This is a genomic window from Microbulbifer zhoushanensis (assembly GCF_021729055.1).
Lineage (GTDB): Bacteria > Pseudomonadota > Gammaproteobacteria > Pseudomonadales > Cellvibrionaceae > Microbulbifer > Microbulbifer zhoushanensis.
In genome coordinates, this window is sequence record NZ_JAJSAO010000008.1 from 61,283 (window position 1) to 82,682 (window position 21,400).

Consider the following 21,400-nt stretch of genomic DNA (forward strand, 5'->3'; position numbering starts at 1 on the left):
CCGAGGAGTGCCAGATGACCCACCGCCGACTGCTACCCATGCTGTTCGCGGCCGCCCTGATTGCAGCCGGCTGTACGCCGACCGTCGCAGTACAGGCGCCCAGCGAGCCAATTACCGTCAACCTGAACGTGAAGATCGAGCACGAGATCCGCGTCAAGGTGGACCGGGAGCTGGAAAACCTGTTCGAGGACGAAGAAGGTATTTTCTGAGGAGCCCTATGATGAAAACACTGAAGCACATCCTGATGGTCCTGGCTTTCGCGGTGGCGCTACCTGCCGTCGCCATTACGCTGGACGCCGCCCGCAGCCAGGGGCTGGTGGGCGAAGCAAACAGCGGTTATATCGCCGTGGTGGACCAGAGTTCTGCAGAACTGGAAAAGCTGGTCGACGAGGTCAATGCCAAGCGCAAGCGGGAATACGCGGCGATTGCCAAGCGCAATGGCATTTCCATTGCTCAGGTGGCCGCCCGCGCTGCCGAAAAACTGGAGGCACGCCTGCCCCCGGGAGCTTATTACCAGGATAACCGCGGCCGCTGGGTACAGAAGTAATCCGGCCTGCCCGCACATAAAAAAGCCCGCATCCGTTGCCGTGATGCGGGCTCTCGATCCGGTGACATTGCTGCCGGCCGGGCGGCTTTCAGTTCAGAGATTGCCGAATAGGGACATACCATCCAGCCCCTGCTTTTCCATCACTTCCCGCAAGCGCTTGAGGGCGTCGACCTGGATCTGCCGTACACGCTCTCGCGTGAGGCCGATCTCACGACCCACCTCTTCCAGGGTGCTGGCCTCATAACCGCGCAAGCCGAACCGACGGGAAACCACTTCGCATTGCTTGTCCGGGAGCTCACCCAACCAGCGGTTGATACTGTCGAACAGGTCGGTGTCCTGAAGTAACTCGGCCGGATCCGATTCGTGCTGGTCGGGAATGGTGTCGACCAGCGTCTTCTCCGAAGACGGGCCGATGGGTGTATCCACCGAGGTAACCCGCTCATTCAGGCCGAGCATGCGCTCCACATCCTCAACCGGTTTTTCCAGCAGCGTGGCTATTTCTTCAGCCGAGGGCTCGTGGTCGAGCTTCTGAGCCAGTTCCCGCGAAGCACGCAGGTACACATTGAGCTCCTTGACCACATGGATCGGCAGGCGGATGGTGCGGGTCTGGTTCATGATCGCCCGCTCGATAGTCTGGCGGATCCACCAGGTGGCGTAAGTGGAGAAGCGGAAACCCCGCTCAGGGTCGAATTTTTCCACTGCGCGGATCAGGCCCAGGTTGCCCTCTTCGATCAGGTCCAGGAGGGCCAGCCCGCGACTGACATAGCGCCTTGCTATCTTGACCACAAGTCGCAGGTTACTCTCGATCATTCGCTTGCGCGCTGCGGCATCACCGCGGAGGGCCTTGCGCGCATAATACACTTCCTCTTCCGCCGTCAGCAGCGGGGAAAAGCCAATTTCATTCAGGTAAAGCTGTGTCGCATCGAGATTTTTCTGCAGGTGGGTATCGGTTTCAGTCCTGCGCGCTCGAGGCTTGAGGGGGGTAGGTTCAGAACTCTTTTTTGCCGTTTTTTTTGCGGGACGGCGCCCGCTTTTCGGTTTCGCTTCTGTGGAAGATTTATCTTGAACTTTCTGGCCTGACTGATCTGCTGCCAACTCCGGAGGAAGATCTGCGTCGCCAGTCACAGACTGGTGTTGCCGTTGTGCATCCATTTCCCCAACTCCTTGTACTATGCCATTATCAGCCGCACCTGGAGCAAGCGGAGCCGGGGCCCGATTACTTTCGGCGCGACAGTCACCGGGTCGGGACGACCGCTGGGGAGGGCGCGGGTACGCTTACAAGGAAGGACCATCTCGATGCCGACCTTGCAGCCGTCACTACTCCGGTGACTACCTCAAGTGGTACAAACAAAAATCCATTTTTATTTGCAGAGCCTTCGGTCCAGTTGGGCTATGGCAGGTAGGTCATGGGGTCAACAGGCTGACCGTTGCGACGGATCTCAAAGTGGAGCTTGTTGCGGCTGGTACCACTTGAACCCAGTTCCGCGATCCTCTGCCCCGCTCTCACCGCGCTGCCCTCTTTCACAAGAAGCTTGTGATTGTGGGCATAAGCACTGAGGAACTCCTCGCTGTGCTTGACGATCAGCAGGTTGCCGTAACCTCTCAGCGCACTTCCCGCGTAGATCACAGTGCCATCGGCTGCTGCATGGACAGAGTCCCCCTTTTCCCCGGCAATATCAACTCCCTTGCGCAGGGGATCCCCGGAAGTAAATCGACTGATCAGCTTGCCCCGGACAGGCCACTGCCAGCGGATCTGTCCGGCAGTCCGCGTCGCCGCCGGTTTTTTAACCGGCTTGGGTGTCAAGGATTTTGAGCGAACTGGCGCCTTAGGCTTTTCCTGTTCCGCCTTGCTGACCGGGGCGCTGGCAATGGTAGTGACCACGGGCTTCGACAGATCCCTGGGCTCCGGCCGGGGTTGCGGGTGCGGCTGTGGACGGGGCCGGGTGCGCGACTGCGGGCGGGACACCGTTTGCACTGGCTTGCCCTGCAGCTTGAGTCGTTGGCCGGGATAAATACTGTAGGGAGCACTGATCCCGTTCAGCGCTGCCAGCTCCCGGTAATCACGGCCATAGCGCCAGGCGATGGAATAGAGTGTCTCGCCCTTGCTCACGATGTGGTGGCCGATGCGGATACTGGGGGGCTGGGCCAGGGAGCTGGTAGGAGCCGCAGGACTGGCACAGCCGGGTATTACTGCCGCCAGCATGACTAAGGTTAATATTTTAAACACACAATGAAATTTGTGACCAAAATCACAACCATTGTCGCGCCACTCGCAGTGTTTAAAATGTTGAATCAAGTGACATTCCATTATTCTCTTTTTACATCAACCCGGGACATTTATGGAAAAAGTGTATAAAAAAATGTCCCGAAATTGTGCCCGAAACCCATAGAAAACGCTGCCTGTCCGACCTGAAACAGGTCACAGCCAAATAAAGTGCCTTTTTCCGCCCCTTATTTGTGCGTCGAATCCACTGCCTTGCCCAAATGGTCCACTGCCAGTACCAGCAGGACCGCGACCAGGGCCGCCACCATGGCCTGCAACACCAGAGGCTCGGCGCCGGTTTCCCCGGCAAAACGCCCGGGCAGCGCGTTGGACAACAGCGGGGTCAACTTGTCCCCCGTCGCCACCGCCTCGTCCGGGAGCTTCCAGGGCCAGACGATTTTCAGGCTTCCCATCAAAACACCAGCGAGAAATGCCAGTGTGCGGGCCGGGAAATGATGCATCAACCAGGATAACAGCCGGCTGAACAACATCAGTCCGGTTACCGCACCGGCGGCGAAATACAACAGGCTTGCGACCTGTAATTCATGCACAGCCTCAAGTACCCGCGGGTAGATCCCGATCAGCAGCAGGATAAAGGAACCCGATATACCGGGCAGTATCATGGCGCAGATTGCCAGCGCTCCGGAGAGGAACAGGTTCAGGGGGGTTGCAGACACCTGCCCGGGGCGGAGCTCGCTCACGCCCACCGCCAGCAGTATACCCAGCGCCAGGCAGACCACCACCGACCAGCTCCAGCGTGGCACCTGGCGCATGATAGGGACCGTGGAAGCGAGGATCAGGCCGAAAAAGAAAGCCCAGACAACAATCGGGTAGTGATCCAGCAGGTAGCCGATCAAGCCGGCAAGGCTGAAGACACTCAGCAGTACGCCGCAGAACAGTGCCAGCAGGAAGTTGCCATTGATGTACTGCCAGGCCACCAACGGGCCATGGCGCCTGAGCACTGTCAGGCAGTGCGGGCCGATCCGGCTCAGGCTGTCGAGAAGTTCGCCGTAAATGCCGGTGATAAACGCAATGGTGCCACCGGAAACACCTGGCACTACATCCGCGGCGCCCATACCCATGCCCCGCAGTACCACGCCCCAGTAGCGGCTCTTCAGTGACTGGCCCGGCATCAGCGGATGACTCCCGATAACAGCGGCACGAAGCGGACCGGCTCCAGCCGCTCCACCTCAAACCGGTCGCTATCCTCACGCCTGGTCACCAGGGTCAGGAACTGGCGCTCGGTACCTACCGGGATCACCAGCACCCCATCCGGCGCCAGTTGCCCTTTCAGTTCCATTGGCACGGTGGACGGGGCGGCAGCTGTTAGGATCGCATCGTAGGGACCTTTCTCGGGCCAGCCGAAACCCTCAGTGCTTACCCGTGTCTCCACATTGTAAATATCCAGCTCCCGCAACCGGCGGCGTGCCTGCCCCAGCAGGGGCGCAATACGTTCCACGGAATACAGCTGGTCCACCAGCCGGGCGAGAATAGCTGTCTGGTAACCGGAACCGGTACCGACTTCGAGCACCCGGTGCAGGGATTTTGCCCGGCTCAACAGCAACTCTGTCATGCGCGCGACAATGTAGGGTTGGGAGATAGTCTGGCCGTAGCCGATGGGGAGCGAGGTATCCTCGTAAGCCCTGATGGCAAGGGCCTCATCGAGAAACAGGTGACGCGGGGTGGATGCCATCACCTCCAGCACGTCGTCGTTCTGGATTCCCCCTTCCCGCAGGCGCTGTATCAGGCGATTGCGGGTGCGCTGGGACGTCATCCCCAGCCCTTCGCGTTTCAAGCGGTCCATAGTGTCCCTTTCAACTGGCGACGGGCCCCGGGGCCCGTCGGCGTGCCGGCCTGTCGCCGGTTATGATTCTTTGTTGTCGTCTATTTTATGGCGGCATCCGCAACGTTGGCCAGTTCTGCCAGCTCCCGCAGAACCGCGGTGGCGAAAGCACCGACCGGCAGTGCAAACGTTAACTCCAGGTCGTCCCCCAGCCACTCGTGCTGCAGTCCCTCCGGAACCAGCACCAGGGGCCGCCGTTCCTGCTTCAGGCCACAGTGCTCCAGCCAGTCGCACCAGGACTGCCAGGGTTCGATCGCAGCAGCCTCGAGCTCGGCCAGATCAGCGCCGGCCGGATTCCTGCCGCGCCCCCACAGGGGGCCGGTGGGGATACTCTCGGGCTCCCCGTCCATCAACTGCCGCCAGCTGTCCTCACGCACCCGACGCGCCACCACCTGGTTAAAAAGCCAGCTGCGGGCCGCCGACATGGCAAAAGCCCGCTCACTCTTGCGACTGCGCCCGCCCTCCTCTGCCAGCCGCCGTGCCAGAGACAGGTTGCCGCCCTCGCGCCCGAAGCGCTGCTCGCCAAAATAATTCGGGACCCCGGCAGCGAGACGACCGATCAGCCTGTCCGCTGCATCGCGATCGCCACGCACATCACGCAGCCGGATCCGGAAGCGGTTGCCCGCGTGCTCGCCGCGACGCAATTTGCGCGCGCCGCGTCCGTGCTGGAGCAGCTCAATCTCTTCATTGACCACACCGCTCCAGTCGGGTTCGGGTTTCTGTGCCAGCCAGACGCTGAACCACTGCGTGGTAACCGCATGGCGATCCTTGAGACCGAAATAGCTCACGTCCCGGGGTGCCACGCCGGCCACCCGCGCAAGCTGCTGCGCAACCCAGCCGGTGTTGGCGCCACGCTTGCGAACCTGCAGGTAGACGTGCTCACCCGACTCGGCGAGGGTCGGGGCAGCCAGCTCCTCCACGACAAAGTCCGCGGGTTCGCGCCGGAATTCGGCGTGGATCACCGGGCCGCCCAGTGCGCGCGGCCAATCCAGGTCCCACTGCTCAGTCATGTGCGCGCTCCAGTAGCACCGAGGCCATGGCGGCGATGCCCTCACCCCGACCGGTAAAACCCAGGCGCTCACTGGTAGTCGCCTTTACGCTCACGTCGGCGGTGCCGACAGCGCAGTCAGCGGCAATATTGGCCCGCATCTCCGCGATATGGGGTGCCATTTTCGGTTTCTGGGCTATCAGGGTGCAATCGGCATTGCCCAGCCGGTAACCGCGCTGGTGTAGTTCCCCAACCACGTGTCGCAGCAGCTCGCGACTGTCCGCGCCGGCAAACCGACTGTCGGTATCGGGAAAGTGATGGCCAATATCCCCCAGGGCCAGCGCCCCCAGGAGAGCATCGGCCAGCGCATGGAGCAATACATCACCATCGCTGTGGGCAACAAGCCCGCGGCTATGGGGAATCCTGACACCGCCAAGAATGACATGGTCCCCTTCTCCGAAGGCATGTACGTCGAAGCCCTGGCCAATTCGAATACTCACTCGCGATTCTTCTCTCTGTTGCTTACCCGAAACCAACCCGGCAGTTTGCTCAACGACTGGTTTCCGTCGCTGCATAACGCAACCGCAGGACCGCCTCGACCAGCGGGATATCCGCGGGCAACGTTACCTTGATATTGTCCCTGCGGCCCTCCACCAGGCGGGGGCGATGGCCCTCCAGCTCCAGCGCGCTGGCCTCGTCGGTAATCCCCTCGCCCCGCTCCAGGCCCCTGCGCAGGCAGCGCTGCAATTCTCCCAGTGGTGCGCGCTGGGGTGTCTGCGCCTGCCAGATATGCGTCCGGTCCAGGGTCTCGGCCACCCGCTCGCAGTCCCCCTCCGACACGCCCAGCTTCAGGGTGTCACTGGCCTTCTGCGCCAGCAGTGCCATCGGCTCACCCTCATCATCGAGCAGCGCATGGATATCATCCAGGGAGATACAGGGGCGGGCCGCATCGTGTACCAGCACCTGGGTTTCCGGCGCGACCCTGCCGGCCAGGAAGTTGAGCCCCTCGAGCACGGAATGTGCGCGCTCCGCACCGCCGGTCACCCGGTGAACGCGGGGATCCAAGGATTCGGGGATATGCTCGTAGTAGGGGTCATCGTCGGACACTGCCACCACAACCCCGGCCAGCCCCGGCCAGGTCAGGATGTTGCGCAATGTAAGGGAAAGAAGCGGCCTGCCCAGCAGCGGCAGGTATTGCTTGGGCCGGTCAGCACCCATGCGCCGGCCTGCGCCCGCAGCGGGAACTACTACCCAGAAGTCGGAGATCACTGGTTCTTGCCCTCCCCCGGCTCGAGAAAGATAAACAGTGTTTCTCCCTCCTTGATCAGGCCGAGGTCGTAACGCGCCTTGGCTTCCACGCCCTCGGTGCCTTCCTTGACACTGCGCACCTCACGCAACAACTGTCGGTTTTCACGCAACAGCGCCGCGTTCTTCTGTCGTTGCTCATCCAGCTGGCGCTGGAGACGTGAAACTTCCGCCAGACTGCCCTCGCCCACCCACAGGCGATACTGCATGACAAGCAGGGTGACGAGGAGGAAAGCCAGCAGCCATTTCATAGAGAATCTACGCAGTTTCAATAATCGATACCAGCAGGGGCGAACCTCCAGCCCGCCCCACCCGGTGCAAACCATCGATCAGGGCGAACGCCGGGCTCTCCCTTTCATGCGCCGGATCTTATTTAAATTCGGCGCGACCGCGATACGGGGCCTTGCCATCCAGTTCTGCCTCGATACGCAGCAGGCGGTTGTACTTCGCCACGCGGTCGGAGCGGCACAGGGAGCCGGTCTTGATCTGGCCGGCAGCTGTGGCCACCGCCAGGTCGGCGATGGTGGTGTCTTCAGTCTCGCCGGAGCGATGGGAGATAACCGCGGTGTAACCCGCATCCTTGGCCATCTTGATCGCGTCCAGGGTCTCGCTCAGGGAGCCAATCTGGTTGAACTTGATGAGGATGGAATTGCCCACGCCCTTGTCGATGCCCTCTTTCAGGATTTTGGTGTTGGTAACGAACAGGTCGTCACCTACCAGCTGCACCTTGTCACCGATCTTGTCGGTCAGGATCTTCCAGCCATCCCAGTCGCCTTCATCCATGCCATCCTCGATGGACAGGATGGGATAGTTAGCGGAAAGGTCCGCCAGGTAATCGGCAAAACCGGCGCTGTCGAACTGCTTGCCCTCACCAGACAGGTCGTACTTGCCATCCTTGTAAAACTCGGAGGAGGCACAGTCCAGGGCCAGGGTAATATCTTCACCCAGCTTGTAGCCGGCCTTGTCCACTGCTTCGGCAATTACCTTCAGGGCCGCTTCGTTGGACGGCAGGTTCGGGGCAAAACCACCCTCGTCACCGACGGCAGTATTGAGGCCCTGGGCGGACAGCACTTTCTTCAGGGAATGGAAAATCTCAGCGCCCTGGCGCAGGGCTTCAGAGAAGGAAGCAGCCTTAACCGGCTGGATCATAAATTCCTGGATATCCACATTGTTGTCGGCATGTTCACCGCCATTGAGGATATTCATCATCGGCACCGGCATGGTGTATTCACCGGCCGTGCCGTTAACTTCCGCAATGTGCTGGTAAAGCGGAACATTCTTGGAAGCCGCCGCGGCCTTGGCCGCCGCCAGGGAAACCGCCAGGATTGCATTGGCGCCCAGCGTGGATTTGTTCTCGGTGCCGTCAGCATCGATCATTGCCTTGTCCAGCGCACGCTGGTCGGTGGCGTCCATACCCTTGAGCAGGTCGGCGATCGTTGTGTTGATGTTTTCAACCGCCTTCAGCACACCCTTGCCCAGGTAGCGACCCTTGTCACCGTCGCGAAGCTCCAGCGCCTCGCGGGAGCCCGTGGATGCACCGGAGGGTGCACAGGCGGAACCGACGGAACCGTCCTCCAGGACAACGTCCGCCTCGACGGTGGGGTTACCACGGGAATCCAGCACTTCAAAGGCTTTGACAGCAACGATCTTGCTCATTAACAGGCTCCATGTTGAAAGTTATTGAATTGAATCTGTTTGCTCACAGGGGCAGTCGCCCCAACTGTTTGTTCTGTTCCGGCGCTACTTGGTATCCAGCGGCTCGAAGCCCTTCACCAGGTCGTCCACTGCTTTCATCTGGGCCAGGAAAGGCTCCAGCTTTTCCAGCGGCAGGGCACTCGGCCCGTCACAGAGGGCCTTGTCCGGATTCGGGTGCGCTTCCAGGAACAGGCCGGCGATACCCACCGCCAGGCCGGCACGTCCCAGCTCGGTTACCTGCGCACGACGGCCACCGGACGCAGCCCCGGACGGATCCCGCATCTGCAGCGCATGGGTCACGTCAAAAATCAATGGTGCGCCGCCGGAAGCATCGATCATGGTACGGAAACCCAGCATATCCACCACCAGGTTGTCGTATCCGAAGCAGGCACCGCGCTCACACAGGATGACTTTTTCGTTACCTGCCTCGGCAAATTTTTCCACCACGTTTTTAACCTGCGGCGGGCTCATGAACTGGGGTTTCTTTACATTGATCACCGCATTGGTGGCCGCCATGGCCTGGACCAGGTCGGTCTGGCGGGCGAGGAAAGCCGGCAGCTGGATCACATCCACCACCTCTGCCACCGGAGCCGCCTGGTAGGACTCATGCACATCGGTGATCAGCGGGACGCCGAAGGTCTGCTTGATTTCCTCAAAGATCTTCAGCCCTTCTTCCATACCCGGACCCCGGTAGGAATGGATGGACGAGCGGTTGGCCTTGTCAAATGAGGCCTTGAACACATAGGGAATGCCGAGTTTCTCGGTGACTTTTACATAGTGCTCGGCAACCTGCATGGCCAGGTCGCGGGATTCCAGCACATTCATGCCGCCGAACAGGGTAAAGGGCCTGTCGTTGGCAACCCGGGCTTTTCCGACTTCAATCGTTTTCATTTTCTTCCCTTTGCCTCACCCACCCCGCGACGGCGGGGGGAGGTGGTATATCCGCGAGGGCCCCTGCGGGCCCTGTAACTTATTAGTCCTGCTTGTCGTGCTGGCGCATCGCTGCAGCGACGAAACTCTCGAAGAGCGGATGGCCATCGCGCGGCGTCGAGGTGAATTCCGGGTGGAACTGGCACGCCATGAACCAGGGATGCTCCGGCAGCTCGACCATTTCCACAAGGGTGTCGTCCGCAGACCAGCCACCTATTTTCAGGCCCGCTTTCTGCAGGCGATCAACGTAATTATTGTTGACCTCGTAACGGTGACGGTGGCGCTCGACAATCACATCTGCACCGTAGATCTCGCGCGCCTTGCTGTCCTTGGCCAGGCGACACTCCTGCCCACCCAGGCGCATGGTACCGCCCAGGTCGGACTGCTCATCGCGCTTCTCGATCTTGCCTTCGCTGTCGATCCACTCGGTAATCAGGCCGATGACCGGGTGCTTGGTGTTGGCATCAAACTCGGTGCTGTTGGCCTCTTTCAGGCCCAGTACATTGCGGGCGTACTCGATCACCACGGACTGCAGGCCGAGGCAGATGCCCAGGAAGGGAATACCGTTCTCGCGCGCATAGCGCACGGACTCGAGCTTGCCCTCCAGGCCGCGCTCACCGAAACCACCCGGCACGAGGATGGCGTCGGCACCCTTGATCAGTTCCAAACCACCCTCGGACTCCACGTCCTCGGCGTTGATAAAGTCGATATCCACCTTGCAGCGGTGCTTGATACCGGCGTGGGTCAGCGACTCGATCAGGGATTTGTAGGCATCCAGCAGCTCCATGTACTTGCCGACCATGGCAATTTTCACTTCGTGGTCGGGGTTCAGTTTGCCATCGACGACCCCATCCCACTCGGACAGGTCCGGCGCGGCACATTCCAGCTGCAACTTTTCCACCACGATATCGTCGAGGCCATAGGTATGCAGCAGGCGCGGCACACTATATATGGTCTTGGCATCCGGCAGCGGCACCACCGCACGCTCCTCGACATTGGTGAACAGGGCGATCTTGCGGCGTGAGTCCTCGTCGATCTCGCGCTCGGAACGGCACAGCAGTATATCCGGCTGCAGGCCGATGGAGCGCAGCTCTTTCACAGAGTGCTGGGTAGGCTTGGTCTTGGTTTCGCCGGCAGTGGCGATAAACGGGACATAGCTCAGGTGAATCAGCAGCGCGCGGTTCAGGCCCAGCTCCACCCGCAGCTGGCGCACGGATTCCAGGAACGGCTGGGACTCGATATCCCCCACGGTGCCACCGATCTCGACGATGGCCACATCCACGTCGCGACCGCCCTCGAGCACGCGGCGCTTGATCTCATCGGTGATATGCGGGATCACCTGCACGGTGCCGCCCAGGTAGTCGCCGCGGCGCTCCTTGCGCAGCACAGTCTCGTACACCCGGCCGGTGGTGAAGTTGTTGCGCTTGGACATGCGCGTGCGGATGAAGCGCTCGTAGTGCCCCAGGTCCAGGTCCGTTTCGGCGCCATCTTCGGTCACGTAGACCTCGCCGTGCTGGAACGGGCTCATGGTGCCCGGGTCAACGTTGATATAGGGGTCAAGCTTGAGGATGGTGACCTTGAGGCCGCGGGCTTCGAGGATAGCGGCCAGGGAGGCGGAGGCGATACCTTTCCCCAACGAGGAAACCACGCCACCGGTTACAAAAATATAGCGCGTCATGCAAAACCTTGGTCAATCTGAATGCCCGATGGAATCGGGTTGCGGGGCTGGCACAGGCCACGCCGGCTGGCGTATTCCTCTGCCTCGAGATGGGACGCCAGACTACCAGAATGCGCAGATCTGCTCAATCAGAAAACGTCTCTGGTTGCCATCCCGGTGTACCAGGCAGGGAGCCTTCCCTATCTCCCTGGCACAGGAACAGGTCACCGACCGCCAGCATCTGCTCCCCCTCAAAGATTAGCGGAACCCGCTCCCGCAGCCAGGGCTCCAGCCCGTACTCCTGCAACAGCTTCTTGAGGGTCTGGGAATGCCCCCGGCCCACCGGCCTGGCCCGCTCACCGCCGCGACGGAAACGCACCCGGTAATCCCCGGGGGGCCAACCGCGCCGGGGGACCACTGTTCCGGCCCCCGGAACCTGCAGCTCCGCCTCTCCGGACCACGCGAGCTCCAGGCCCGGATCGATCGGCGCCAGGGGCGGCAGCAGGTAAAGGCGCCCCCGATAACGCCGGGCGCACAGTGGGCCCAGCTCCACCGCCGGCAGGCGGTCTTCCCGGGCAGCGCCCAGCTGGCGCAACAGCTCCGCCAGCTGAACCGCCGCCGGCATATCGCCCGCTCGACCGTGTACCCAGTAGCGCAGCAGGTTCTTGCACCGCGCCTGGCTGAGCGTGCCCAGGTGATCCAGGTCAACACTCTCCCCGCTGCGCTCTCGGCGCAGGCCACAGGCCTGGAGATCCTCCCGGGCCAGCTCCCGCAGCAACTCGGCGGCCTCCCCCAGGTTGGCAACGGCACGCCCGATCCGATCGCGCACCGGCCAGCGGGAGCGGAGCCGGGGCATCACCTCCCGGCGCAGGAAGTTGCGATCAAAACGTGTATCCGCATTACTTTCGTCATCCACCCAGGCCAGCCCCGCTGCCCGGGCATAACGCTCCAGCTCTGCCCGGCCAGAGCCCAGCAGGGGACGCACCAGCACCCCGGCGCCCAGCGGGCGAGTGGCCGCCATTGCGGCCAGCCCCTGTACACCGGCTCCGCGCAACAGGCGCAACAGGAAGGTTTCCGCCTGGTCGTCGCCGTGGTGGGCTGTCAGCAGCTGGTCGCCCTCCCGCAGGAGCCCCGCAAAAACGGCATAGCGCGCGCGCCGGGCTGCCTCCTCCGGCCCGCGGCCATTGTCATCTACGGTGACACTGCGAGTGGTTAACGGGATACCCAGCGACTCGGCCAGCCCGCGGCAATGGGCCTGCCACTCACCGGCATTGGGGGAGAGCTGGTGGTTGATATGAATCGCGTGGCAGGGCTCGCCCAGCGCGTTGAGCAGGTGAAGCAGCACACAGGAATCGAGCCCCCCGCTCAACGCCACCCAGCGGCGCCCCGTACAGGGGTGTTCCGCCAGTACCGACGCCAGGTTCCGGCGCAATACGTCGAGTTGATCCTGCATATTCCCCCGCGCCGGGCGCTCCATGTACAACCTTCAGGCAGGCCCGGCTTTTGAATACCTGCAGCCCTTGAATAACTGTGAAAGTGCCGGCAACTCCGGCCCGGCGCTTTCCCGCGCCTAGTGTACAACAATGCAGTCCCCGGGCCCGGCTGGCAGCGAATTACGGCCAGCTACCACTCATCAACTCAAGTGCCTGGCATATTCAGACGGATAGGGCGCCATATTTTTGTGCAGCATCGCATGCTGATGCGCCCAGCCGGGCCTACGCCGGGGCAGGCCGGCCCGAAAGAGCAACTGCTTACAATAACTGGCCGGTCAGCGCCGCTAGAATCCCGTGAAACTGACAATCATATCCAAAAACACAATAAATCAACGGGAGCCCGCCAATGGAAGCGATTGAGAGCCAAGTAAACCGGGGCGACACCGAAGTACAGGAGTCCCCCCCCCTCGCATTCATCCTGCTGATCTGCAGCGTGGCCACAATCGGCGGCTTCCTGTTCGGGTTTGACAGCGGTGTGATCAACGGCACCATCGACGGCCTCCAGAACGCCTTCGACTCCAATAGTGTCGGCACCGGTTTCAATGTCTCATCCATGCTGCTGGGGTGTGCTGTTGGCGCCTTCAGCGCCGGCAGAATGGCGGACATCTGGGGCCGCAAGCGACTATTGTTACTGGCTGCCATTTTCTTCCTCGTCAGCGCCTGGGGCTCGGGCATTGCATCCTCGTCGCTGGAGTTCGTGATCTACCGGCTTCTTGGGGGCCTTGCTGTCGGCGCCGCCAGCGTCCTGTCCCCGGCCTACATCAGCGAGGTGGCACCTGCCGCCTGGCGCGGCAGGCTATCCACCATCCAGCAGGTGGCGATCATCTCCGGCCTGTTCTCGGCTTTTGTCAGCAACTACCTGCTGGCCCAGGTGGCGGGATCCGCAATGACGGAATGGTGGTATGGCTATGAAGCCTGGCGCTGGATGTTCTGGGTGGAAATGCTACCGGCGGCCGTATTCCTGGTGGCTCTGGTATGGATTCCTGAAAGCCCCCGCTACCTGGTAATTTCACGACAGGACAGCCGCGCCCGTACTGAGCTGGGCCGACTTTACCCCGGACAGGGCGCAGCAGACGCGAAACTGCGTGAGGTGCAGGCGTCGGTGGCAGAGGATCACCGGCCCCGTTTTGCCGACCTGCTGGACAGCGCCGGCAGGATTCGAGGCATCATCTGGGTTGGTATCGGGCTGGCCGTGTTCCAGCAGCTGGTGGGCATCAATGTGGTGTTCTACTACGGCGCCGTGCTCTGGCAATCCGTGGGCTTTTCCGAATCCGATGCCCTGATGATCAATATTATTTCCGGTGCCGTCAGTATTGGCGCCTGCCTGGTGGCCCTGGGACTGATCGATCGCATTGGCCGCAAGCCGCTGCTGTTCTTTGGTTCAGCGGGCATGGCTGTCACCCTGGCGATGATGGTGGTCGCCTTCAGCAGTGCCAGCCTGGACCAGGGCGGCAAGCTGGTATTGTCAGACCAGATGGGACTGCTGGCGCTGACCGCTGCCAACGCCTATGTGTTCTTTTTCAACTTTTCCTGGGGCCCGGTGATGTGGGTGATGCTGGGCGAGATGTTCCCCAACCAGGTGCGTGGCTCCGGCCTGGCCGTGGCAGGCCTCGCACAATGGGGCTCCAATTTTGCCATCACCCTGAGCTTCCCCGCCATGCTGGCGGCTATCGGTCTCGCCGGTACCTATTCCGTCTACATGTTCTTCGCCATCCTGTCAGTGCTGTTTGTGGTGCGCTGGATTAACGAAACAGCGGGCCTGGAACTGGAACAGATGCCCGGCTGATCCCCCGGCGGGCGGCATCGGATGCCGCCCGCACCTCCCCTCCCGGCACAAAACTTTTTCCCACGTTTACCCCTTCGGTTGGCAACATGGGGCCAAATCTTCCGACTCTATTGTTCGAAAAGTACAACAGTGCATATCCGCTGGGCTTGCCCGAACGCAAGTGATAAATTCCGCGCAAAGGACAATCACCACAAATTCCAGAAAAATCTGAACAAGAGTCATACATGGTCCAGCTAGTTGTGGATTCCGGATGCGATCTTCCGGATGAGTTTCTGCGCAAATTTTCCATCCCGGTCCTGCCCCATACCGTGAGCGTGGGCAAGGATGTCTTCGGTGACCAGCGCAACCCTGCGCAGATGGCTCACTTTTATACCCTGTCCCTGGTTGATCGCTCCCACCAGATTGTTACCGGCCCCGCCCCCACTGCAGAAATAGAGAACACCCTGCGGGGCCTGGTCCAGAAGGGCCAGACAGATATCGTGGTACAGACCATCAATGCTGCCAACAGTCCAACTTACGCCAATGCGGTGGCGGCAGCAGAGAACCTGGCCGCTCACGGAACCAACGGGTCAGTGCAAGTCCACACCGTGGATACCCACTCCCTGTTCTCTGGCCAGGGGCTGCTGGCCCTGTACACGCTGTCACTGATCCGCCGCGGCCTCGATGGTGCCCAGGTTGCCACACGCACCGAGGAATTCCGCCGCAAGGTCCATGGTTACGCAGCAATCCGCGACGTCTACTATGTACGCGAGCGGGCACGCAGCAAGAACGAAAACAGCATCAGCTGGCTGAAGGCCATGGCCGCGCGCCTGCTGAAACTGAACCCGATCCTGTCCATGCACCATGAGGGCAGTACCGTCACCAACACCCTGCGCGGTTACGATCGCTGTACCGAAGCCCTGTTCCGGCTGGCTGCCGACAAGATTCGCGGCGGGGAGCTGCTGATGCCGATTGTGATGGTAAGTATCGCCGGGAAACTGGAGGACCTGGAGAAAGTGCCGGGTTACCAGCTGCTGAAGACCGCCGCGGCAGAAAACGATGTGAAAATTTACCACTCGGTGATGAGCCTCTCCGGCGGTATTAACCTGGGCCCGGGCACGGTGGCCCTGGCGCTGGCAGCCGACAAGCCCTGACCGGGCCGGGCCGGGGACCAGCGACCCGGCAGGAGACACAAGGGGCGAATATAAAAAAAGCCACGGCAGGGAAACCTGCCGTGGCTTTTTTAGTGGTTACCCGTTACCAGGGACTAGCTGTCAGGTGATATTGCCGTAGCTCATCAGGCGCTGGTAGCGCTTCTCCAGCAACTCGTCGATCGGCACCCTGCGCAGCTGGTCCAGCTGCTCCACCAGGCGCTCCTGCAGGCGCGACGCCATAGCGCCCGGATCCCGGTGGGCGCCACCGAGGGGCTCCTCGATGGTCTCGTCGACGATTCCCAGTTCTTCCAGCACGCTGGAGGTCACGCCCATCGCCTCCGCCGCCAGCGGTGCCTTCTCGACGGTTTTCCAGATGATGTTGGCGCAGCCTTCCGGGGAAATCACAAAGTAGGTGGAGTACTGGAGCATATTCAGCTGGTCGCCCACGCCGATCGCCAGTGCACCGCCGGAAGAACCTTCACCAATCACCGTGCAGATAATCGGGGTACGCAGCCGGGACATGACCGCGAGGTTCTGGGCAATGGCCTCACTGATGCCACGCTCCTCACTGTCGATCCCCGGGTAGGCCCCGGGCGTGTCAATCAGGGTCAGCACCGGCATCTGGAAACGCTCTGCCATCTCCATGATGCGCAGGGCCTTGCGGTAACCTTCCGGCTTGGGCATACCGAAGTTGCGCGCCACCTTGTCGTTGACGGAGCGCCCCTTCTCTTCACCGATCACGGCTACCGGCTTGCCGTCGAGGCGCGCAATACCGGAGATGATGGCCCTGTCGTCACCAAAGTGACGATCACCATGGAGCTCGTCCCAGTCAGTGAACATACGCTCGATGTAATCTTTCGAATACGGGCGCTGCGGGTGACGGGCCACCTGCACCACCTGCCAGGGGGACAGGTCGGCATAGATGGACTCTGTCAGGCTGCGACTCTTCTCACGCAGGCGGGCAACTTCGTCAGCGATATTCAGCTCATTGTCGTCGCCGACGTGCTGCAGCTCCTTGATCTTGCTTTCGAGCTCAGCAATCGGCTGTTCAAACTCGAGGAAATTGAAATTCATGCAATCCGCGCCTTTAAACTGTAAAAATGCCACCGGGCGATAATGGCGGCATAGCTTACCGCCATAGAACCGGGCAGTCGACCCGCGTTGCCAGTATGGCCACTCTGGCGTCCGTAATCTCCTTCCTGGCCAGGGCGTCCAATGTCACCGGTCCGCCATCCGACCTTACCGCTCAACATAGTCGAGTACCACACGGTCGCGCCCCAGCAGCTCGCGCAGGGACTGGACCATCTGGTCGTTCGGCTCCACTTTCCATTCCGGCGGCAGCTGGAATGTCCCGCGGGCATCACTGCGCTCCACTTCCATTAGCACCCCACAGCTACCGCCCACGTAGGGCCGCAGGCAGGCGGACAGGCGCTGGGCCAGCCCCGCCGGCGCACTGGCGCTGTCCAGCTTGAGACGCACGCCGGTCACACTGCCCTGGCGCAGCTCGTCCAGGGTTGCCACACCGTTGACGGTCATTTTCAGGCCACCACTGTAATCGTCGTGGGCCACTGGGCCGTCCAGCACCAGCAGGGAATCCTTGGCCAGTTTCTCGCGATGCTCGCCGAAAGCCTCGCTGAACACCGCCGCCTCGATACGGGCGCTGCGGTCGTCCAGGGTGACAATAGCCATGGAATCACCGCGCTTGGTCTTCATGACCCGCAACGCCACCACCAGTCCCGCCACTTTCTGCGACTCGCGGCCCGGCTTCAGGTCCGCAATTCGGGACTTCACCAGGTGCTGGAGTTCGTCCTCATACTCGTCAATCGGGTGCCCTGTCAGGTACAGGCCGAGCGTATTCTTTTCCCCCTCGAGGCGCTCGCGGATTCCCCAGGGCCGGGCGCGGCGGAATTCCGCGTAGACATCGCCCTCGGCGGCAGTGGGAACCACCTCGCCAAACAGGTCCATCATCCCTGCACTGTTGTTGCGCGACTGCTGCTCGGCCGCCTTCACCGCCTCATCCACGGCACTGAACAGCACCGCGCGAGCATAGTTGAGGCCATCGCTGCCCTCGCCGCCCGGCCCGATACTATCCAGGGCACCGGAGCGCACCAGCGCCTCCAGGGCGCGCTTGTTGACCTTGCGCGGGTCAATACGGGAACAGAAATCGAACAGGTCGGTGAAGGGTCCGCCCTCGGTGCGCACGGCGATAATATTCTCGATCGGGCCTTCACCCAGCCCCTTGATGGCACCCAGGCCGTAGACAATGCGGTTGTCCATATCCACCGAGAACTGGTAGGCACCCAGGTTTACATCCGGTGGCACCATCTCCAGGCCCATGGCCCGGCACTCCTCGATAAATGTCACTACCTTGTCGGTCTTGTCCATATCCGAGGACATGGTGGCGGCCATGAACTGGGCCGGGTAGTGGGCCTTGAGCCAGGCGGTCTGGTAAGACACCAGTGCGTAGGCAGCGGAGTGCGACTTGTTGAAGCCGTACCCGGCGAACTTCTCCACCAGGTCAAAGATTTTCATCGCCAGGTCCGGGTCGACACCCTGCTCTTTCGCGCCGGCGGCAAAGATCTCCCGCTGCTTCGCCATCTCCTCGGGTTTTTTCTTACCCATGGCGCGGCGCAGCATGTCGGCACCGCCCAGAGTGTAACCCGCCAGTTCCTGGGCGATTTGCATTACCTGCTCCTGGTAGACGATCACCCCGTAGGTGGGCTCCAGGATCGGCTTGAGCTTCTCATGCTGGTACTTGGCGTCCGGGTAGGCCACCTGGGCGCGGCCGTGCTTCCGGTTGATGAAGTCATCCACCATGCCCGACTGCAGCGGTCCCGGGCGGAACAGGGCCACCAGGGCGATCATGTCCTCGAGGTTATCCGGCTGCAGGCGCTTGATCAGGTCCTTCATGCCGCGGGATTCCAGCTGGAATACCGCGGTGGTCTCGGCCCGCTTGATCATCTTGTAGGTTTCGGCGTCGTCCAGCGGCAGTGCCTCGATGACCAGCGGCTCCCTGCCCTCGCGGGCACGCTGTTCGTCGACCATATCCTTGGCCCAGTCGATGATCGTCAGGGTGCGCAGGCCGAGGAAGTCGAACTTCACCAGGCCCGCATCCTCCACATCGTTCTTGTCGAACTGGGTCACCAGGCCGGCGCCGGTCTCGTCGCAGTAGAGCGGCGCAAAATCGGTCAGTTTGGTAGGGGCTATCACCACACCACCGGCGTGCTTGCCCACGTTCCGGGCCACGCCCTCCAGCTGCAGGGCCATCTCCCAGATTTCCTGGCCCTCCTCGTCGCCATCGAGGAACTCGCGCAGGATCTCCTCCTGCTCGAAGGCCTTCTCCAGGGTCATGCCCGGGTCCGGGGGAATCATCTTGGAAAGCTTGTCCGCCAGGCCATAAGACTTGCCCTGGACACGGGCCACGTCCCGCACCACCGCCTTCGCGGCCATGGTGCCGAAAGTAATGATCTGGCTCACCGCATCGCGGCCGTAGTTGTCGGCCACATAGCCGATCACGCGGTCGCGCTTCTCCATGCAAAAGTCGACGTCGAAGTCGGGCATGGAAACCCGTTCCGGGTTGAGGAATCGCTCGAACAGCAGGTCGTACTGCAGCGGGTCCAGGTCGGTAATCTTGAGGGCGTAGGCCACCAGCGAGCCGGCACCGGAACCCCGCCCCGGCCCCACCGGGATATCGTGGTCCTTGGCCCACTGGATAAAGTCCATCACGATCAGGAAGTAACCCGGGAAGCCCATCTGGATAATGATGTCCAGTTCGAACCGCAGCCGGTTTTCATAGGCGGTGCGGCGCTCGGCATAGTCCGGGGCCGACTGGTCGAGGATGGTTTCCAGTCGCGCGTCCAACCCCTCGAAGGAGATCTTCTCGAAGAACTGGTTCTCGGTCATACCCTCGGGAATCGGGTACTCCGGCAGGAAATACTTACCCAGCTGGATCGGTGCCGAACAGCGCCGGGCGATCTCCACGGTGTTCTGCAATGCCTCGGGGATATCGCTGAACAGCTCCTGCATTTCCTCCGCGGTGCGGAAATACTGCTCCGGGGAATAGCGGCGCTCACGGCGCGGGTCGTCCAGGGCACGGCCGTCGTGAATGCACACCCGCACCTCATGGGCCTCGAACTCACTTTCCTCGAGGAAACGTACATCATTGGTGGCCACCACCGGCAGTTGCAACCGCTGGGCCAGGCCCACTGCCGCATGCAGGTAATCCTCATCTCCCGGGCGGCCGGTGCGTTGCAGTTCCAGGTAATAACGGCCGGGGAAAACCCCTGCCCATTGCCGGGCCAGGTCCTCAGCCTGGGCGGTGCGGCCGGCAACCAGTGCACGGCCCACATCCCCGTACCGGGCACCGGACAATGCCAGCACTCCCTCGGCGTACTCGGGCAGCCACTCGCGACGGATATAGGCGTTGCCGTGGTATTGGCCCTCCATCCAGGCGCGGGAGATCAGCTCGGTGATATTCAGGTAGCCCCGTGTGTTCATCGCGAACAGCGAGATCAGTGTCGGCTGCTCCTCACCGCCCTCACTGAGCCAGAAATCCGCACCGGTTATGGGCTTGATCCCGGCGCCCAGGCAGGCCTTGTAGAACTTGATCTGGCCGTAGAAATTGGTCTGGTCCGTGAGCGCCACGGCCGGCATCTCCAGCTCTGCGGCGCGGGCCACGAGCGGCTTGATCCGCACCAGGCCGTCGATCAGCGAGTATTCAGAGTGGACTCGTAAGTGAACAAAGGGTTGGGTCATATTCTTCTGTATTGAATTCTTCTTGCGCGCATCCCATCACTGCCCCCGTTGCCACGGCCATTGGCGACGTGGGGAATCCGGGTCACGGGGTTTCCCGACGGACAGCTATTTCCCGAATGCGCTTTACCTTGCGAAATTTTAGCGGCCAGGCTACCAGAGCCGGCCCATCTGCCGGGCGCGCTCGGTACAGCGTTGCAACACCGAGCGCCGCTCGTCGTTGTTCATATTGCCCCAGCGGCTGATCTCCGTGCCGGTGCGGAAACAGCCCTCGCAGATATCTTCCGCGTTGAGGGCACAGACCGAGATGCAGGGGGATTTTACCGGTTTGCCAGCTGCCGGCGTTGCGGTAGACACGGGATTCTGGACTTTCACGGTCATGGCGAGTCGAGGGCAACCAGCTCTTCGGCGAAGCGCCGGCCGTTTTCAGCATAGTGATCGCTGCTGGCCTTCAGCAGCTCAAGCATCGACTCGTCCAGGGTTTTGACCACCTTGCCCGGGCTCCCCAGGACCATGGAAAAATCCGGGACTTCCATTTTCTCGGTGACCAGCGCATTGGCACCGATCACACAGCCCCGACCGATCCTGGCGCCATTGAGGATAACCGCGTTGATGCCGACCAGGGTGTAGTCACCGATTTCGCAGCCGTGCAGCATTGCCTTGTGGCCCACCGTCACCCCGGTACCAATCGTCAACGGGATACCCGGGTCAGTGTGCAGCACCGCACCGTCCTGGACATTGCTATCCTCGCCGATGGTGATGCGATCACAGTCACCGCGCACCACTGCGTTGAACCACACCGAGCTGCGACTGAGCATTCGCACATTGCCGATCACATGGGCACCCGGGGCGATGTAATGCCCCTCACCCTCGAGCTCTGGCTGGTTTTCACCCAGTCTGTACAGCATCTGGCCTCCGGCTGTGGATCTTCTCAAGCGGCCATTATCCCGCCCGTGGCCGGTCATTGCCAGCGGCTTGCGCACGATTCGGGGGAGGAAATGGCGCAGG

20 protein-coding genes are annotated in these 21,400 nt (G+C 61.6%); 4 read left to right on the top strand and 16 right to left on the bottom strand.

Annotated elements, in window-relative coordinates; all coding sequences use genetic code 11:
* The first annotated feature begins 14 nt into the window (after positions 1-14).
* Both LVD10_RS16180 and LVD10_RS16185 read left to right on the top strand, forming a co-directional pair.
* The gene (locus LVD10_RS16180; RefSeq protein WP_237064297.1) at positions 15-209 is read left to right on the top strand and encodes a YnbE family lipoprotein; all 195 of its coding nucleotides are present in this window, start codon (positions 15-17) and stop codon (positions 207-209) included.
* Positions 210-220: 11 nt separating this feature from the next.
* The gene (locus LVD10_RS16185) at positions 221-547 is read left to right on the top strand and encodes a YdbL family probable chaperone protein (protein ID WP_233005744.1); all 327 of its coding nucleotides are present in this window, start codon (positions 221-223) and stop codon (positions 545-547) included.
* A gap of 93 nt (positions 548-640) precedes the next feature.
* On the opposite strand, the gene rpoS is transcribed toward LVD10_RS16185, so the two are convergent.
* From rpoS to tilS, 12 genes are all read right to left on the bottom strand, one after another.
* Positions 641-1,699, bottom strand: coding sequence for an RNA polymerase sigma factor RpoS (gene rpoS, locus LVD10_RS16190; RefSeq protein ID WP_233005745.1), 1,059 nt, complete (start codon positions 1,697-1,699; stop codon positions 641-643).
* 238 nt (positions 1,700-1,937) lie between these two features.
* The gene (locus LVD10_RS16195) at positions 1,938-2,774 is read right to left on the bottom strand and encodes a peptidoglycan DD-metalloendopeptidase family protein (protein ID WP_233005746.1); all 837 of its coding nucleotides are present in this window, start codon (positions 2,772-2,774) and stop codon (positions 1,938-1,940) included.
* Between the two features lie 224 nt (positions 2,775-2,998).
* The gene (locus tag LVD10_RS16200) at positions 2,999-3,943 is read right to left on the bottom strand and encodes a DUF368 domain-containing protein (RefSeq protein ID WP_237064299.1); all 945 of its coding nucleotides are present in this window, start codon (positions 3,941-3,943) and stop codon (positions 2,999-3,001) included.
* Entirely contained in the window at positions 3,943-4,614 is a 672-nt protein-coding gene (locus LVD10_RS16205) for a protein-L-isoaspartate(D-aspartate) O-methyltransferase (RefSeq protein ID WP_237064301.1), read from the bottom strand. Before LVD10_RS16205 ends, LVD10_RS16200 begins: the two co-directional genes overlap by 1 nt.
* Before the next feature lie 80 nt (positions 4,615-4,694).
* Positions 4,695-5,663 (bottom strand): tRNA pseudouridine(13) synthase TruD, encoded by a 969-nt coding sequence (gene truD, locus LVD10_RS16210; protein ID WP_237064303.1) that lies wholly within the window; start codon positions 5,661-5,663, stop codon positions 4,695-4,697.
* Complete coding sequence (gene ispF, locus LVD10_RS16215; RefSeq protein ID WP_233006668.1) at positions 5,656-6,135, bottom strand: 2-C-methyl-D-erythritol 2,4-cyclodiphosphate synthase; 480 nt, start codon at positions 6,133-6,135, stop codon at positions 5,656-5,658. Before ispF ends, truD begins: the two co-directional genes overlap by 8 nt.
* A 55-nt stretch (positions 6,136-6,190) precedes the next feature.
* Entirely contained in the window at positions 6,191-6,910 is a 720-nt protein-coding gene (ispD, locus tag LVD10_RS16220; RefSeq protein WP_233005750.1) for a 2-C-methyl-D-erythritol 4-phosphate cytidylyltransferase, read from the bottom strand.
* A complete protein-coding gene (locus tag LVD10_RS16225; RefSeq protein ID WP_233005751.1) occupies positions 6,907-7,197 on the bottom strand; it encodes an FtsB family cell division protein in 291 nt (96 codons plus the stop codon). Before LVD10_RS16225 ends, ispD begins: the two co-directional genes overlap by 4 nt.
* Before the next feature lie 118 nt (positions 7,198-7,315).
* Positions 7,316-8,602 carry a phosphopyruvate hydratase gene (gene eno / locus LVD10_RS16230; RefSeq protein WP_233005752.1) on the bottom strand — a complete coding sequence of 429 codons (1,287 nt, stop codon included), beginning with the start codon at positions 8,600-8,602 and terminating at the stop codon, positions 7,316-7,318.
* Positions 8,603-8,686: 84 nt separating this feature from the next.
* Positions 8,687-9,532 carry a 3-deoxy-8-phosphooctulonate synthase gene (kdsA, locus tag LVD10_RS16235; protein WP_233005753.1) on the bottom strand — a complete coding sequence of 282 codons (846 nt, stop codon included), beginning with the start codon at positions 9,530-9,532 and terminating at the stop codon, positions 8,687-8,689.
* 82 nt (positions 9,533-9,614) lie between these two features.
* Complete coding sequence (gene pyrG / locus LVD10_RS16240) at positions 9,615-11,249, bottom strand: CTP synthase (RefSeq protein WP_233005754.1); 1,635 nt, start codon at positions 11,247-11,249, stop codon at positions 9,615-9,617.
* Between the two features lie 124 nt (positions 11,250-11,373).
* Positions 11,374-12,681, bottom strand: a complete 1,308-nt coding sequence (gene tilS / locus LVD10_RS16245) for a tRNA lysidine(34) synthetase TilS (protein ID WP_233005755.1) — start codon at positions 12,679-12,681, stop codon at positions 11,374-11,376.
* A 386-nt stretch (positions 12,682-13,067) separates the two neighbouring features.
* On the opposite strand from tilS, the gene LVD10_RS16250 reads away from it, so the two are divergent.
* Entirely contained in the window at positions 13,068-14,507 is a 1,440-nt protein-coding gene (locus LVD10_RS16250; protein ID WP_233005756.1) for a sugar porter family MFS transporter, read from the top strand.
* A 224-nt stretch (positions 14,508-14,731) separates the two neighbouring features.
* Positions 14,732-15,640, top strand: a complete 909-nt coding sequence (locus LVD10_RS16255) for a DegV family protein (RefSeq protein WP_233005757.1) — start codon at positions 14,732-14,734, stop codon at positions 15,638-15,640.
* A 120-nt stretch (positions 15,641-15,760) separates the two neighbouring features.
* On the opposite strand, the gene LVD10_RS16260 is transcribed toward LVD10_RS16255, so the two are convergent.
* From LVD10_RS16260 to LVD10_RS16275, 4 genes are all read right to left on the bottom strand, one after another.
* Positions 15,761-16,714, bottom strand: a complete 954-nt coding sequence (locus tag LVD10_RS16260; protein ID WP_233005758.1) for an acetyl-CoA carboxylase carboxyltransferase subunit alpha — start codon at positions 16,712-16,714, stop codon at positions 15,761-15,763.
* 165 nt (positions 16,715-16,879) lie between these two features.
* Positions 16,880-20,395, bottom strand: a complete 3,516-nt coding sequence (dnaE, locus tag LVD10_RS16265) for a DNA polymerase III subunit alpha (protein WP_237064304.1) — start codon at positions 20,393-20,395, stop codon at positions 16,880-16,882.
* A gap of 150 nt (positions 20,396-20,545) precedes the next feature.
* On the bottom strand, positions 20,546-20,773 hold the full coding sequence (locus LVD10_RS16270) for a DUF1289 domain-containing protein (protein WP_233005760.1): 228 nt from the start codon (positions 20,771-20,773) through the stop codon (positions 20,546-20,548).
* Positions 20,770-21,300: a gamma carbonic anhydrase family protein gene (locus tag LVD10_RS16275; RefSeq protein WP_233005761.1), complete on the bottom strand. Its 531-nt coding sequence runs from the start codon at positions 21,298-21,300 to the stop codon at positions 20,770-20,772. The genes LVD10_RS16270 and LVD10_RS16275 overlap by 4 nt, the downstream gene beginning before the upstream one ends.
* Positions 21,301-21,400 lie beyond the last annotated feature (100 nt).